This window comes from Bacillus sp. XT-2, assembly GCF_025696525.1.
GTDB lineage: Bacteria > Bacillota > Bacilli > Bacillales > Bacillaceae > Bacillus > Bacillus halotolerans.
In genome coordinates, this window is the sequence record NZ_JAHVOC010000003.1 from 272,339 (window position 1) to 288,653 (window position 16,315).

At 42.7% G+C, this 16,315-nt stretch carries 14 protein-coding genes; all 14 read right to left on the bottom strand.

What is annotated here, in order from left to right; translation table 11 throughout:
• Positions 1-202: 202 nt before the first annotated feature.
• A complete protein-coding gene (locus KXD37_RS11095; RefSeq protein WP_024121426.1) occupies positions 203-4,516 on the bottom strand; it encodes a PolC-type DNA polymerase III in 4,314 nt (1,437 codons plus the stop codon).
• Positions 4,517-4,623: 107 nt separating this feature from the next.
• Positions 4,624-6,318: a proline--tRNA ligase gene (gene proS, locus KXD37_RS11100; protein WP_263463531.1), complete on the bottom strand. Its 1,695-nt coding sequence runs from the start codon at positions 6,316-6,318 to the stop codon at positions 4,624-4,626.
• 32 nt (positions 6,319-6,350) lie between these two features.
• Positions 6,351-7,619 carry an RIP metalloprotease RseP gene (gene rseP, locus KXD37_RS11105; RefSeq protein WP_081638303.1) on the bottom strand — a complete coding sequence of 423 codons (1,269 nt, stop codon included), beginning with the start codon at positions 7,617-7,619 and terminating at the stop codon, positions 6,351-6,353.
• 6 nt (positions 7,620-7,625) lie between these two features.
• A complete protein-coding gene (gene dxr, locus KXD37_RS11110) occupies positions 7,626-8,777 on the bottom strand; it encodes a 1-deoxy-D-xylulose-5-phosphate reductoisomerase (RefSeq protein WP_024121423.1) in 1,152 nt (383 codons plus the stop codon).
• 60 nt (positions 8,778-8,837) lie between these two features.
• On the bottom strand, positions 8,838-9,647 hold the full coding sequence (gene cdsA / locus KXD37_RS11115) for a phosphatidate cytidylyltransferase (protein ID WP_081638302.1): 810 nt from the start codon (positions 9,645-9,647) through the stop codon (positions 8,838-8,840).
• A gap of 3 nt (positions 9,648-9,650) precedes the next feature.
• Positions 9,651-10,433: an isoprenyl transferase gene (locus tag KXD37_RS11120; protein WP_024121421.1), complete on the bottom strand. Its 783-nt coding sequence runs from the start codon at positions 10,431-10,433 to the stop codon at positions 9,651-9,653.
• 130 nt (positions 10,434-10,563) lie between these two features.
• The gene (gene frr / locus KXD37_RS11125; RefSeq protein ID WP_024121420.1) at positions 10,564-11,121 is read right to left on the bottom strand and encodes a ribosome recycling factor; all 558 of its coding nucleotides are present in this window, start codon (positions 11,119-11,121) and stop codon (positions 10,564-10,566) included.
• A gap of 1 nt (position 11,122) precedes the next feature.
• Complete coding sequence (pyrH, locus tag KXD37_RS11130; protein ID WP_010334275.1) at positions 11,123-11,845, bottom strand: UMP kinase; 723 nt, start codon at positions 11,843-11,845, stop codon at positions 11,123-11,125.
• 145 nt (positions 11,846-11,990) lie between these two features.
• On the bottom strand, positions 11,991-12,872 hold the full coding sequence (gene tsf, locus KXD37_RS11135; RefSeq protein ID WP_024121419.1) for a translation elongation factor Ts: 882 nt from the start codon (positions 12,870-12,872) through the stop codon (positions 11,991-11,993).
• Between the two features lie 99 nt (positions 12,873-12,971).
• A complete protein-coding gene (gene rpsB / locus KXD37_RS11140) occupies positions 12,972-13,712 on the bottom strand; it encodes a 30S ribosomal protein S2 (protein ID WP_024121418.1) in 741 nt (246 codons plus the stop codon).
• 143 nt (positions 13,713-13,855) lie between these two features.
• Positions 13,856-14,359: a hypothetical protein gene (locus tag KXD37_RS11145; protein WP_024121417.1), complete on the bottom strand. Its 504-nt coding sequence runs from the start codon at positions 14,357-14,359 to the stop codon at positions 13,856-13,858.
• A gap of 29 nt (positions 14,360-14,388) precedes the next feature.
• Complete coding sequence (gene sigD, locus KXD37_RS11150) at positions 14,389-15,153, bottom strand: RNA polymerase sigma-28 factor SigD (RefSeq protein WP_010334270.1); 765 nt, start codon at positions 15,151-15,153, stop codon at positions 14,389-14,391.
• A 22-nt stretch (positions 15,154-15,175) separates the two neighbouring features.
• Positions 15,176-15,676 carry a chemoreceptor glutamine deamidase CheD gene (gene cheD, locus KXD37_RS11155; RefSeq protein ID WP_106020715.1) on the bottom strand — a complete coding sequence of 167 codons (501 nt, stop codon included), beginning with the start codon at positions 15,674-15,676 and terminating at the stop codon, positions 15,176-15,178.
• A complete protein-coding gene (gene cheC / locus KXD37_RS11160) occupies positions 15,673-16,302 on the bottom strand; it encodes a CheY-P phosphatase CheC (RefSeq protein WP_024121415.1) in 630 nt (209 codons plus the stop codon). The genes cheD and cheC overlap by 4 nt, the downstream gene beginning before the upstream one ends.
• Between the last annotated feature and the right edge of the window lie 13 nt (positions 16,303-16,315).

A 16,315-nucleotide genomic window follows, 5' to 3' on the forward strand; every position in this document is an offset into this window, starting at 1 on the left:
AGAGCGGGTTTCCCCACTCTTTGCCTCGGTAATCGTTAGCATTTCCAATAAAACTATACCATAACCATATTTTTATTGCAAATGGATATACGTTACCTTTACGCTGTTAAGCTGATCACAGGGGCTCTACTCATACGATTGCACTTTTGCCGCTCATGTATGCATAAAAGCCGAATTTCTTAAGAAATTCGGCTTTTATATGCTAAAACAGCGATAATTGGTTTTGATCCGGCAATGACTCCAAACAGCCGTGACGATCTAAATACTCTAAAATCGTTTTTGATACTTTCCCTCTCTTTTGCAAATCTTCTTTTGAGAGAAATTCTCCTTCTTCACGGGCCTTTACAATATTTAGAGCGGCGTTCGTACCTAATCCAGGAATAGAATTAAACGGCGGGATCAGGCTGTTGCCGTCAATAATAAATTCCGTTGCGCTGGAGCGGTATAAATCGACTTTTTGGAATGAATAGCCTCTTTCACACATTTCCAGCGCTAATTCTAATACTGTGAGAAGGTTTTTTTCCTTCGGCGACGCATCAAGCCCTTTGGAGTTGATATCCTCCATTACGGCTTTGATTGCTGTGGAGCCTTTGATCATTGTATCAATATCAAAGTCGTCTGCACGAACCGTAAAATAAGCCGCATAATACAGAAGCGCGTGATGCACTTTAAAGTAAGCTATACGGACCGCCATTAATACATAAGCCGCGGCGTGGGCTTTCGGGAACATGTATTTAATCTTTTTGCAGGAATCGATATACCAGTCTGGGACATTGTTATTTTTCATTTCTTCTTCCCATTCAGGCGTTAAACCTTTTCCTTTACGGACAAATTCCATAATTTTAAACGCCAGTGACGGCTCGAGCCCTTGATAGATTAAATAAACCATAATGTCATCACGGCAGCCGATCACCTCACTCAGCTCACAAATATTATTGTGAATGAGCTCTTGCGCATTGCCGAGCCATACATCTGTTCCGTGAGACAGCCCTGAAATCTGAACGAGCTCAGAAAACGTTGTCGGCTTTGTGTCTTCAAGCATTTGCCGGACAAAGCGGGTTCCGAATTCAGGAATTCCCAGAGTGCCCGTTTTACATCCAATCTGTTCCTGTGTGACACCGAGTGATTCGGTTCCTTGGAAGATTTTCATTACTTCAGGGTCATCTGTCGGAATCGTTTTCGGATCAATTCCGCTTAAATCTTGAAGCATACGGATTACCGTCGGGTCATCGTGCCCCAGAATATCAAGCTTCAGCAGGTTGTCATGAATGGAATGGAAGTCAAAATGAGTCGTTTTCCATTCAGAACCTGTCGCATCTGCCGGAAACTGAATCGGAGAGAAATCATAAATATCCATATAATCCGGAACTACGATAATACCGCCAGGGTGCTGTCCGGTCGTCCGTTTTACACCTGTACAGCCTTGCACAAGCCGGTCGATTTCGGCGCCGCGCATATGGAGATTATTGTCGCCGGCATAGCCTTTTACGTAACCGTAGGCTGTTTTTTCTGCAACCGTGCCGATCGTTCCCGCACGATATACGTTGTCTTCTCCGAACAATACTTTTGTATAATTGTGGGCCTGCGGCTGATATTCCCCTGAGAAGTTCAAATCGATATCAGGTACTTTATCCCCTTTAAATCCCAAGAACGTTTCAAACGGAATATCGTGCCCGTCTTTTTTCAAAGGCGTTCCGCAATGAGGACACATTTTGTCAGGCAGGTCAAAACCTGAACCGACAGATCCGTCATTAAAGAACTCAGAATGCTGGCATTCAGCACATATATAGTGCGGTGGCAGCGGGTTCACCTCTGTGATCTCAGTAAGTGTCGCAACTAATGAAGAACCTACCGATCCCCGTGACCCTACCAGATACCCGTCATCGAGAGATCTCTTTACGAGTTTATGAGAGATCAAATAAATAACAGCAAAGCCGTGGCCGATGATACTTTTCAGTTCTTTTTCAATACGCGCTTCAACGATTTCAGGGAGCTGCTCTCCGTAAATGCTTCGTGCACGCTGATAGCTCATTTCCCTGATCTCTTCATCAGCGCCTTCGATTTTCGGCGTATATAAATCATCTTTAATCGGCTTGATGTCTTCAATTAAAGACGCAACCTTTTGTGTGTTGGTGACAACGATTTCCTTCGCTTTTTCTTCTCCTAAGAAGGAAAAGGCTTCAAGCATTTCATCTGTCGTTCTGAAATGCACTTTCGGGAGTTCGTGTCTGTTCAGCGGATTCGCGCCGCCCTGAGAGGATACTAAAATCTTTCTGTAAATTTTGTCCTCATCATTCAAATAATGAACATTTCCTGTTGCGACAACAGGTTTATTAAGCTTTTCACCGAGTTTGGTGATATTCGTAATGATTTCTTTCAGCGATTTTTCATCGCGAACCAGTTCTAGCTCAAGCAAGTGGCGGTACACCTCAGGCGGTTGAACCTCGAGATAATCGTAGAATGACGCAACATCCTCCACCTCTTCCGGCGACTTTTGCATCATGCCTTCAAAAACCTCTCCTCTGTCGCAAGCTGAACCGATCAGAAGGCCTTCCCTGTATTTCTCAAGCTGAGACCTTGGAATACGCGGCACTCTGTAAAAATAATGAATATGGGAAAGTGAAACGAGCTTAAATAAGTTTTTCAAGCCTGTGCTGTTCACCGCCAGCACTGTTGCATGATACGGTCTTGACCTTTGATAAGCGTTGGACTGACCCATATTTTCATTCAGCTGGTCATGATACTGAATGCCCTTTTCAGCAGCATCCTCCAGCATTTTCAAAAGCAAATAAGCGGTTGCCTCGGTATCGTAGATCGCGCGGTGGTGCTGTGTAAGTTCAATGTTAAACTTTTTACACAGCGTGTTCAGACGGTGATTCTTAAATTCCGGATAAAGAAAACGGCCGAGCTCCAGTGTATCAATGACAGGATTTTTTGCTTTTTCAACTTGGAGAAGCTTTTTGAAAGCAACGTTTAAAAATCCCATATCGAAGCTTGCATTATGGGCGACGAGAATATCATCGCCAATCCATTCTCTGAAATCTCTTATCACGTCTATTACATCCGGCGCGTCGACCAGCATATCATCAGTGATGCCTGTCAGTTCAATGATTGTCGCCGAAAGCGGACGATGCGGGTTGGCAAATGACTCAAACTTATCAATGATCTCCCCGCCTTTCACTTTTACAGCCGCCAGTTCAATAATCGTATCATACACAGCGGAAAGTCCGGTTGTTTCGACGTCAAAAACGACATATGTTTCTTCATCAAGCAAACGGTGTGCGGGATTATAAGCAATCGGCACCCCGTCATCCACGATATTTGCTTCCATTCCGTAAATCATTTTAATTCCATGTTTTTGGGCAGCAGAATACGCATCTGGGAAGGATTGAACGACAGCATGGTCAGTCAAAGCGATCGCCTCATGCCCCCATTTTTTCGCCTGTTCAACAAGCTTTCCGATGCCTGTTACAGCATCCATTTGGCTCATTGGGGAATGCAGATGCAATTCTACCCTTTTTTCTCCTTCAGGCGCCGTGTCTTCACGGTTTTTTGCTTTTATCTCATTTACATCGTTTGCAATCATGACCAGATCTCGGACAAAGGTGTCGTTTTGAATGCTTCCGCGCGCTTTTACCCACATGCCTTTTTTCAGAGACTTCATCAGGGCCGCATCTTCTTTTTCTCTTGCAAACATTTTAATTAAGATACTATTTGTGTAGTCAGTAATTTTGAAGATGCACAGCGTGCGCCCGCTTTTCAGTTCTCTGGTTTCCACATCAAACACATAACCCTGAACCGTAATTCTCCGTTCCTCGTCCATTATGCTGTCAAGTGTTCTGATTTCCTCGTTATCTTTAATTTGATAGCCGATAACAAGAGGCCCTGAAGGAGCTTGATCTTCATCACTTTCTTTATCTTTCTTCTCCATTTCAATTAAAGCCTGCATCGCCCGCTCTTGGTCTTCAGCTAGCTTTTGTTCCCGAAACTTTTGCACTTCTTGATCAGATACAAATATTTCAGCATCAAGCTGAAAATCCGGAAACCCAAATTGACGGTATCCCGCTTGAATCATCGCACTGTATTTGTTCTTAAGAGCAGATGCTTCTGTATCCGTTTTTGTTTTGACAATCAGTTTGTTGCCCTTCAGCTTTGGTTTTTGCTGGCTTAAGAGACTGATAATCGGCGGTGAAATGCCTTGCAGCTCTTCAATGCAGCGTGTCCAGTAATCCTGCACGAGGCCTTCATCAACCTCGGCATCATGCACTTCGATTGAAGACGTCACTTTTGCAATATGGGCAAACGATTGCGTCAGCCTCATGGTTAACATGTCATATATTTGATAAGGCAGCAAAGATTTAAATTTAAAATGAAAATGCCAAGATTTAGAAGCTTTGTGTATCGTCAGCTTTTTAATCTCGCCATCTTCAAAGTATGTCATGAAGGTATCATCTGTCATATTAATCTGCTGCAGAAGAATTTGAAACTGCCTTCTGTTTACTGATAACTGTTCCATTAAGACAGTATCCCCCCTAGAAACATCATAAGTGAAGGTACCTCAGGCAATGAGGTACCTTCTATTATTTCTATTTTAACATGTTTTTTGATAAATCGTTATGGTGTTTACTGCTTGCTGATAAAAGCAGATAACTCATCAACAGAAACTTCTGTTGACTCACCTGTTTTGCGGATTTTCACTTCCACAATTCCTTCATCAGCCCGTTTGCCGACAGTAATACGGATTGGAAGACCGATTAGATCCGAGTCAGCAAATTTTACGCCGGCGCGTTCCGCACGATCGTCATACAGCACTTCATAGCCTTTCGCCTTTAAATCAGCGTACAGCTTTTCAGCCAATTCTTTTTGCGCATCGTTTTTGATATTCAGTGCAAGAATATGAAGATCATACGGCGCGACGCTTTTTGGCCATATTAAGCCTTTTTCGTCGTGATGCTGTTCAGCAATAGCAGAAAGGGTTCTGGAAACACCGATTCCGTAACAGCCCATCAGCATTGGCTGTGCTCGTCCGTTTTCATCTAAATATGTCGCATTCATCGCTTCAGAATAACGAGTTCCAAGCTTAAAGACTTGTCCGACTTCGATTCCTTCTGCAAAACGGATCGTGCCTTTGCCGTCTGGTGACGGGTCGCCTTCCTTAATAAAGCGAAGATCGGCAAATTCTTTAATTTGCGCATCGCGGGTTACGTTGACATTTTTATAATGATAATCTCCTTCATTCGCACCGGCAACAGCATTAACCATTGCTTTAACAGCGAAATCTGCATAGACGTCAATCTCTTGATTCACACCGATAGGTCCGACAAAACCAGGCTCTGTTCCAAGCTGCTGAACGACCTCTTCATGAGAAGCAAGTTCCATAACCTCTGCATGCAGGAGATTCTTCACTTTAATATCATTCACTTCGTGATCCCCTCTTACAAGCACCAGAACAAAACGGTCATCCGCTTTAAACAATACCGATTTAATGCAGGCTTCAGCTGAAACCTGTAAATATGCAGTCAGCTCATCGATCGTTTTCACATTAGGAGTGTGCACTTTTTCTAAAGCGATAGGCTCTTCATTTGAAGTGACTTCCTGATAAAGAACCTCAGCCATTTCGATATTGGCTGCATATTGTGATTCATCAGAGTACGCAATGGTATCCTCTCCGATTTCAGAAAGTGCCATAAACTCATGTGTATCTTTTCCACCCATGGCACCTGAGTCAGCGATAACAGGTCTTACATTAATGCCGCAGCGGGCGAAAACATTAGAATACGCATTGTACATTTTTTGATATGTTTCATCCAAGCTCTCTTCAGAAGCATGGAAAGAATAAGCATCCTTCATAATGAATTCGCGGCCTCTTAACAAACCGAAGCGCGGGCGTTTTTCATCCCTGAATTTAGACTGGATTTGGTACAGAGTCAGAGGGAGACGCTTATAGGATTTAACCTCATCGCGAACGAGTGAAGTGATCACTTCTTCATGCGTTGCCCCTAAAGCAAATTCACGGCCGTGACGGTCTTGAAGTCTCATCAGTTCAGGACCGTACGTATACCATCTGCCTGATTCCTGCCATGTCTCAGCCTGCTGCAGCGCGGGCATAAGCATTTCTACAGCGTCGATTTTTTCCATTTCCTCACGGACGATCTGCTGAATGTTTTGAATAACCTTATACGCAAGAGGCATATAGCTGTATACCCCGCTCGTATTCTGTCTGATAAATCCTGCTCTTAGAAGAAGCTGATGACTTTTCGCTTCGGCATCAGCTGGAACTTCACGGAGCGTAGGAATAAGCGTCAAGCTTTGTCTCATTTCTTCGCACCTCTGATTGATTTACTTTTCATTTACAAAAACAGCCGCTGGATATCGTTCCATGTAACGACCAGCATAAGAAGCATTAGGAAAGCGACTCCGATAAACACCACAAAGGCTTCTTTTTCTCTGTTGATCGGTTTGCCCCGAATGGCTTCTATAAATAGAAACAACAGTCTTCCGCCGTCAAGAGCCGGAATCGGAAGCAGGTTGACGATACCAAGGTTAATACTTAAAAATGCAGCAAACTGGAATAAATTAATGATTCCCGTTTTTGCCACTTGGTCTGTCATATCGTATATGCCGACAGGACCTGAAAGCATATCAATTTTAAATTGTCCTGTCACTAATTTACTGAGATTTGTTAATATCGCTTTTGTAACATCAACAGTTGATGTTGCACCATAAGCAACTGCTGAGAGAACGCCTTTCTCAGTAGGCGCGTAAGAACCAAAGCGGCCGATTGTTTTTTTGTTCTCATCTTTAACGGCTTCCGGAGTAACTGAAATGTGGAGCGTTTTGTTATCTCTTTTTACCTCAACGTCAATTTCTTTTTCCGGGTTTTCTTTTACCGCAGAGACAATGTCGGTCCAGGACCTCATCTTCTCTCCGTTAATGCTTTGAATGTAATCTCCTTCTTTTAGCCCTGCTTCGGCTGCCCGTCCGTTGTCTGTCAGTTGTCCAAGCATAGGCTCATTTGACGGAACACCCTGAATCAGCCCAAGCATCACTAAAATGACATAAGCCAATATGAAATTCATAATCGGACCTGCGGCAATCGCCTTAATTCGCTGCCACACAGGTTTGGAACCAAACTGGCGGTTATACGGCGCGATCTGAACTTCTTCTCCGTCTACAATGAAAAAGGAGGTTTCACTCACACTAAAGCTGGAAAGCTCATCCTCTTTCCCCTGTTCATAGCCGGTGATCTTCATGTCATGCTCTAGGTCCGCCGTTTCCACCTCGATAATTAAAGCATCCGGGTATTTTTCCTTTTGATTGATGATGACTTTTTCAACCTGATCCTCTTTGTTAAAAAGAAGCCCGATCGTGTAGCCAGGTTTCACCTCAATCATTTCCGGATCTTCGCCGGCCATGCGGACAAATCCGCCGACCGGGAGAAGTCTGATCGTATACACCGTTTCATTTTTTTTGAATGAAAAGATTTTTGGACCAAAACCGATCGCAAATTCACGGCACAGAATTCCCGCTCTTTGGGCTAACAACAAATGGCCCAGTTCATGGAAGAAAACGAGCGTTCCGAAAATAATGATAAACGCTATAACTGTATTCACGAACATACCACCTTATGTGAGTATTGAATTGACGTATCCCCGGGTATCTTTGTCCACTTCCTGAATGTCTGCCAAGCTAGGCTTTTGAATAAGCTGATGGCGGTTTAATGCCTTTTCGATACAGTCTTCAATCGCTAAAAACGATATCTTGCCCGCTAAAAAGGCGGCGACAGCCACTTCATTTGCCGCGTTTAGCACAGTCGGCATTGTTCCCCCTATTTTACCTGATTCAAAGGCAAATTGTAAGCAGCGGAACCTGTCAAAGTCAGCTTTCTCAAAATGAAGACTGCCGATTTCCCACAGCTCGAGCCTTTTGGCGTCTGGCAATGGCAATCGGTCGGGATAGGTGAGCGCATATTGAATCGGAACCCTCATATCAGGAGTGCCGAGCTGTGCAATCACACTTTTGTCATGAAACTCTACCATGGAATGGATGATGCTCTCCTTATGTAAGACCACATCGATTTGTTCATATGGAATATCGAAAAGCCAATGCGCCTCAATCACCTCTAATCCCTTATTCATCATTGTAGCCGAATCAATTGTAATTTTTGCACCCATTGACCAATTCGGGTGCTGTAATGCATCTTCAATTGTAACTGATTCGAGCTGCTCCCGCGTCTTGTCCCGAAAACTTCCGCCGGACGCCGTAATGATAAGGCGATCAATGTTTTTAGCCTGTTCGCCTTGTAGGGCTTGAAAAATGGCTGAATGCTCACTGTCAACGGGCAGCAGCGGAACATTGTATTTCTTAGCATGTTCTTTAACTATATGCCCGGCAGTGACAAGAGTTTCCTTATTTGCAAGCGCAATTGTTTTTTTCTGTTCGATCGCCTTTAACGTAGGGATGAGACCGACACTTCCAAGCAAGGCATTGACAACAATATCGACTTCCTCCATAACTGCCGCTTCAATCAGGCCTTCTTCTCCAAGCCCGATCTGGCAATCAAATGAAAAAGAAACTTGTTTTAATTTGTGATATGTATCCAGATCACCGACAGATACAAACTTCGGCTGAAAGGCCTCTATCATCGGCACGGCCTTATCAATATTTTTGCCGAACGACATAGATACCAGCTGAAATTGGTCTTGGTGCGTACGCAATACGTCAAGAGTCTGTTCGCCGATTGATCCTGTTGCTCCTAAAAGACAAATATTTTTCAAAGTGCCACTACTCCTATTCTTTTTGCTGCATATTCAGTCTCATATTCATATTAGACTTTTTTATGAAAAAAGGGCAAGCAGAAAGTACAAGAAAGGCATGACAAACAAAAAACTGTCAAAACGGTCTAGGACACCGCCATGCCCGGGAAGGATCTTCCCAGAATCCTTTACATCGTAATGTCTTTTCAGAGCGGATTCTACTAAATCCCCAATCTGTCCGAAAACAGACAAAAACAGTGTGATCAAAAGCAGATAGAAGTATGGGATCGGCAGGTTTGCGACAAGCTGAAAAATCGTCGAAAGTACAAGTGCAATGACGATTCCGCCTACAAATCCCTCAACTGTTTTATTAGGGCTGATTTCAGGCCACAATTTTCGTTTCCCAAGCGATTTCCCGACAAAATATGCACCGGAATCAGTCGACCAAATCACGACACAGGCATAAAAAATGTATGTCAGCCCGTGCTGATCAAGGTTTCTGATTTCAATAAAATAATGAAAACACATTCCGATGTAAATCGTTGCAAGGGTAATAAAGCCGACTTCATCAAAGGTAAAAGTGTTCTTCACCAATACTGTGTACGTCAGTAAAATCAGTACTGCGAACAAAGCCGTTTCAATTTTCGAGATACCATTCGCTTCAAAAAAAGAATACTGGCTTGGCATTAAGAACATCCATAACAATAAAAGACTGATCAATCCAGGCAGTGAAACAAGCTTAAGTTTTTTCATCCGCAAAAGCTCAAAAAGTGCTACACTGCCCATTGCATAAACTAATATGGTGAACGGCAAATTCCCGACAATAACTAAAAATAAAAATACAATTGCTGCCAGAACACCTGTCAAAATTCTTTGTTTCATGTCCACCATCCTCTAAATTCCGCCAAACCTCCGGCCCCGTTGCTGATATTCTCCTAACGCCTGCAAGAAATGATTTTCTTTAAAGTCAGGCCACAGAACGTCAGTAAAGACAAATTCACTGTAGGCAACCTGCCAAAGCATAAAGTTGCTTAGTCTAATCTCGCCGCTCGTTCGAATTAAAAGTTCAGGATCCTGCAAAGATTCAGTCATTAAATGATTAGAAAAAAGCGATTCATCAATGTCTTCTATTTTCAAAGAACCATCCTTCACTTTTTCCGCGAGTGTTTTTGCAGCAGTGACAATTTCAGTACGCCCTCCATAGTTGAGAGCAAAATTAAGGATCAGCCCGTCATTTTGCGCCGTATCCTTTACAGCCTTTTCAATCGCACGCATTGTGTGCGGCGGCAAGGCTGATTCATCTCCTATAATCCGGACCTGCACATTCTCCTCAACAAGTTCCGGTAGATACGTATTTAAAAACTCTTCAGGAAGCTTCATCAAAAAATCAACTTCCATTTTTGGCCGCTTCCAGTTTTCTGTTGAAAATGCGTACAGGGTCAGTACTTTGACACCCAATTCGTTAGCAAGCTTAGTTGTCCTTTTAACCACCTTCATTCCTTCGTGGTGGCCTGCAATTCGGGGGAGAGAGCGTTTTTTAGCCCAACGGCCATTTCCATCCATTATAATGGCGATGTGTTCGGGGATTTCTCCCTTAAGTATGTCTTCTTTTGTATAGCGTTCTAAGTTGGAAGCCGCAGTTTGCTGGTTCTTCCAATTTTTGAGTATGTTGAGCATGAGATTCCTCCGTCACCCAAAAAGGTTGCATTCCCTGCTGATAACTAATGTAATCAACAGTATTAACAAAAAAACCCCCTGTAAACATGAGAGGGTCTTTTCACTATTATCTATTGTACATAGTTTTTCATTAAACTTCCATGATTTCTTTTTCTTTGTCTTTTGTGACACTGTCAATTTTCGACACATATTCATCTGTCAGTTTTTGAACATCTTCATTGGAAGCACGCAGCTCATCTTCAGTGATGTCTCCGTTTTTCTCAAGTTTTTTGAGATCATCGTTCGCATCACGGCGTACATTTCGTACAGCTACTTTTGCGTCTTCAGCATATTTTTTTACAACTTTGACTAATTCTTTACGTCTTTCTTCTGTTAGCGCAGGAATCGCAATGCGAATCATATTGCCGTCGCTCGTTGGCGTTAAGCCTAAATCCGCTTTTAAAATTGCTTTTTCGATATCACCGATTGCTGACTTGTCGTATGGTGTTATGACCAGCATACGAGCTTCAGGCACGTTAATAGAAGACAGCTGATTTAAAGGTGTCTGCGCTCCGTAATATTCAACTGTTACTTTATCTAATAAAGATGGGTTCGCACGGCCTGCGCGTACAGTAGCCAATTCACGCTGATAAGCAGCAATTGCTTTTTCCATTTTTTCTTTCGTTTGTGTTAATACTTCTTTTGACACGTTATTTCCCCCTCACGATCGTTCCGATTGATTCGCCTGTCACGGCGCGTTTAATATTTCCTTCTTCCATAATAGAAAAGACGATTAGCGGAATGTCATTATCCATGCATAAAGATGATGCTGTTGAATCCATCACTTCCAAGCCGTCTTTTAAAACGTCAAGGTAAGAAAGCGATTCATATTTTACAGCTGATTCATCTTTTCTAGGATCAGCATTATACACACCGTCAACATTGTTTTTAGCCATTAAAATAACGTCTGCTTCAATTTCAGCAGCGCGCAGTGCAGCTGTCGTATCAGTTGAGAAATATGGGTTTCCTGTACCCGCAGCAAAAATAACGACACGTTTTTTCTCTAAGTGGCGTATCGCTTTTCTTCTGATATACGGTTCAGCAACTTGTCTCATTTCAATGGATGTTTGCACTCTGGACTGGATTCCGAGTGTTTCCAAGCTGTCTTGAAGAGCAAGCGAGTTCATCACTGTCGCCAGCATCCCCATATAGTCTGCAGTTGCGCGGTCCATGCCCAGGTCACTTCCTGTTTTTCCGCGCCATAAGTTGCCGCCGCCTACTACAACAGCCACTTCGACTTCAAGCTCAGCGATTTCTTTCACTTGCTTTGCAATGGATTGAATGACAGTAGGGTTAATTCCGTTACCCTGTTCCCCTGCCAATGCTTCCCCGCTAAGCTTTAATACGATACGTTTGTATTTTGGTTTTTCCATAATAACCTCCAAGTGTAAACATTGCCGTTTTCTATTATGCAAGAGAAAAAAAGGTTTGTAAATATAGTTTTAAAAATAGGGAACACAAAGTGTGTCCCCTATACTGCCTGAAAAGACGCGACTTGATCGCGACATCTTTTCACCATTATTTTTTCACTTGGTTCATTACTTCTTCAGCAAAGTTTTCTTGACGTTTTTCGATACCTTCGCCAACTTCATAGCGAACGAAAGTTTCAACAGTTGCGTTTTTCGCTGCAACAACTTGTTTCACTTTTTCATCTGGGTTTTTAACGAATGCTTGGTCTAAAAGACAAATTTCTTCGAAGAATTTGTTCAGACGGCCTTCAACCATTTTCGCTACGATGTTTTCAGGTTTTCCTTCTTGAAGAGCTTGCTGAGTTAAGATTTGACGCTCATGGTCTGTTTCTTCTTCTGATACTTGGTCACGAGAAATGTAACGAGGGTTAACCGCAGCAACATGCATTGCGATATCTTTCGCAGTTTCTTCGTCAGTTGTACCGTTAAGAACAGTTAATACGCCGATGCGTCCGCCCATGTGAAGGTAAGCACCGAATGCAGAGCTGTCATCTTTTGTAAGAACAGCAAAGCGGCGAAGCGTGATTTTCTCACCGATTTTAGCAACTGCACTTGTAATGTACTCTTCTACAGTAGAGCCGTTGTCCATTTTTTGGCCCATTGCTTCTTCAACATCTGCAGGAGTGTTTGCAAGAAGGTGGTCAGCCAATGTGTTAAGAAGCTCTACGAAGCCTTCGTTTTTCGCAACGAAATCAGTTTCAGAGTTTACTTCTAAAATAACACCTTTGTTGCCGTCAGTTTTAATAAGAGTTGAACCTTCTGCTGCGATACGGTCAGCTTTTTTCGCTGCTTTTGCAATTCCTTTTTCTCTAAGAAGGTCAATTGCTTTGTCCATATCTCCATCAGTTTCAGTTAAAGCTTTCTTACAATCCATCATACCCGCGCCAGTTTTTTGACGCAGTTCTTTTACTTGCTGTGCAGTAATAGCCATTTGTATTCCTCCTTATATGTTTAAACAAGATATGTATCATGACATTTTTCTTGAAAAAAGGTGATAAAAGGCAGTCCCTCTTATCACCTTTTGAATAGGTTACGCAGTTGTTGTTTCAGTTTCTGGTGCAGTTTCTTCAGCAACTTCCGCTTCTTCTTCGCCTTGCTTCGCTTCTAAGATTGCATCTGCCATTTTAGAAGTTAGAAGTTTAACAGCGCGGATAGCGTCATCGTTCGCAGGAATAACAACATCGATTTCATCAGGGTCACAGTTAGTATCTACAATTCCGATGATAGGGATGTTTAATTTGCGAGCTTCCGCAACAGCGATGCGCTCTTTGCGAGGATCGATGATGAACAATGCATCAGGAAGATCCTTCATTTCTTTAATTCCGCCTAGGAATTTTTCAAGACGCTCTAATTCTTTTTTCAATTGAACGACTTCTTTTTTAGGAAGTACTTCAAACGTACCGTTTTCTTGCATTTTTTCAATGTCTTTAAGACGTTTAATACGTTTTTGGATTGTTTCAAAGTTTGTTAATGTACCGCCCAACCAGCGTTGGTTGACATAGTACATGCCAGAGCGTTGAGCTTCTTCTTTAACAGAATCTTGAGCTTGTTTTTTTGTGCCGACGAAAAGGATTCTTCCGCCTTCAGCAGCAAGATTTTTAGTGAAGTTGTAAGCTTCCTCTACTTTTTTGACTGTTTTTTGAAGGTCAATGATGTAGATTCCGTTACGCTCCGTGAAAATGTAACGCTTCATTTTTGGGTTCCAACGGCGTGTTTGGTGACCGAAGTGAACACCAGCTTCAAGCAATTGCTTCATAGAAATGACTGACATGTTATTTCCTCCTAATATAATGGTTTTTTTCCTCCGCTTAGGTCATTTTTGTGCAGAACTGCCGCCTGCAGCACCCTCTGCATAAATCGTTAAGCGTGTGTATTTAACACCAAGAAATAATATAACACAGCTTTATGCGACAATCAAGAATGCTTTACAGCTTTGGAGCGAAATTTTAGAAATAGCTCGATTTCTGTCTTTCCGCTCTTCAATTTCTGAGCAATTTCACCAGCTGAATATCCCTGTTCATATAATGCCATAACTTCATCTTCAAATGAACGGGCATCGCTGTTTACGTTCTCTTCCGCCCTCTCAACCTCGTTGATCAGACCTTCGATATGCTCGGGAAGAGCGTTGTTTTCTTCCTGAACAGCACCTCGCTCTGAATGTTGTTCAGCCTGCTGATGCTCTTCCTTCTGTTTTTCTTCAGTTTGAACAGAAGGTACATCCAAGTTGTCTATCAACTTCTCATTTTCTTCTTTTAGTTCAAGAAGAAATGCCGCAAGTGTGTTCTCCGTCTCTTCCAGCAGCTTCTTTTGCTGTTTTTCTGTTTCTTTCACAGCTGCGAGCCTCATATACAGGATAATGACAGCGTACAGAAGAACGCCGTGAAGCGTGAAGCTTAAAAGCCATAATAGTGTTGACATGTTTTTCACTCGCTAATCATGAGAATTCTTTATTGAATTACTTTTTCAAGCAGATTCTTTAATTTAAATAGTGCCTTTGAATGTATTTGTGATATACGGGACGTAGAAAGATTCAATACCTGTCCGATTTCTGTCAATGTCAATTCCTCTTTATAGAACAAACTGACCACAAGCTGTTCTTTTTCAGAGAGTTCGTGAATTTTGTCCGCAAGCTGCGCAATCAGCTCATCTTTCATGATCTTTTCTTCCGGCGGGACATTTTTGTCATCTCTGATCATGACCTGGATGTTTTCCCCGTCATCCTGATCATGAAGCTTTTCGTCAATTGACAGCAGATTTGCAAAAAAACCTTCATTCATTGTTGACACTACATCCTGTTCCGTCATTCCGAGTTCCTCTGCAATTTCTGCGGGCGATACATTCCGAAGATAGCGCTGTTCAAGCTTTTCAATCGCCGCTTCAACCTTCTTTGTTTTTTCACGCGAGGTTCTGGGCAGCCAATCCTCTTTACGAAGCCCGTCAATAATTGCACCGCGAATTCTAAACGAGGCGTAGGTATCAAATTTTAAGTCCCGGCTGGGGTCAAATTTTTCAAGGGCATCGTATAAACCAAGCATACCAAGGCTCATAAGATCGTCTTTATGCACTGATTTTGGCAGTCCGACAGAAATTCTGCCTACATGATATGTGACAAGCGGCATGTAACGGCGCATTAAATCATCACCGGCCTTAGGATCTTTCCACTCTTTCCAGCGCGACCAAAGCACCTGATCTTCATAATTCAAGGATTGCATTGTTATCCCCCTAATACCTTAATTAAATCGTTTTTTCACCTTGTTTAACAGTTCGAATATGCAGCATACAGGACTTCGGTTCAAATTCTATCGTACGGCCGCTTGAGCCTCCCGTATCTTCACTGATAATCGGAATATTATATAATGACAGCTGTTCCTTTATCGCTAAGACATTTCTCGGTCCGATCTTCATCAAATCATTCGTCATTTTAAATTTAAACATCTCTGATCCGCCGGCAAGCTTTGCTTTTAACGCAAACTTTCGGCAGCCCGCTTCTACCAGCATATCAATCGTAGCTTTTACAGCGGTATCGGCATATTTTGCCCGATTGAGTTCAGCTGTTTTTGATAACGTCGAATCCGGCAGCATGACATGGACAAGCCCCGCCGTTTGCTTTTCTTTATCGTAAAGCACCAGCCCTACACACGACCCTAAACCAGACGTCCGGATTGAATCCGGGAAGCGGGCGATCTTCACGTCCGCAATCCCAACCTTTACAACAGCAGCCTCAGTTGTATTCATAATGAAGCACCCAAGGCGACAAAGAGCTTTTCAAATGAATCATAGTCCGGCAGCATAAACATATGCGCTTTTAGCTCCTGCTGATGGCTTTGGTCAAAAATTGACGTATCAACAACAATTGCATGTTCCCCAACCTGACTGAGCTCCATCAGACCTTCACTGATGACAGCACCGAACATGTCCAGTGAAACTTCTGGAACACTCGGGTAAAGCTGGAGTTTCGTCAAATCAGCCAATGCCGTTAAATATGATCCTGCTAAAATATTGCCCAGTTCATGCAAAGCGGAAGAACTCATATGATCTTCACCCAGGTTTTCTATATCAAAATCCGGGTTGCCGATCAGCTCTCTGATAAACTGCTCCGCCTGATAAAAAGGCATTATAAAGAACATTGAGCCCGTCAAATCGCCTTCCATTCTTAAAAAGATGCTGGCGACCGGCATTTCTGCTCCGCCGAAAAAGTCTACAAGTTCATCAAACGATAGTAACTTTGCAAACGGGACTTCCATATCAATCTTTCTATTTAACAGCTGGGCCATTGCAGAAGCAGAGTGGCCGGCTCCGATATTGCCGACTTCCCGCAAAATGTCCATCTGCTCTTCTTTGATTCCATTAAAAATACTCATGTCATAACCCCTT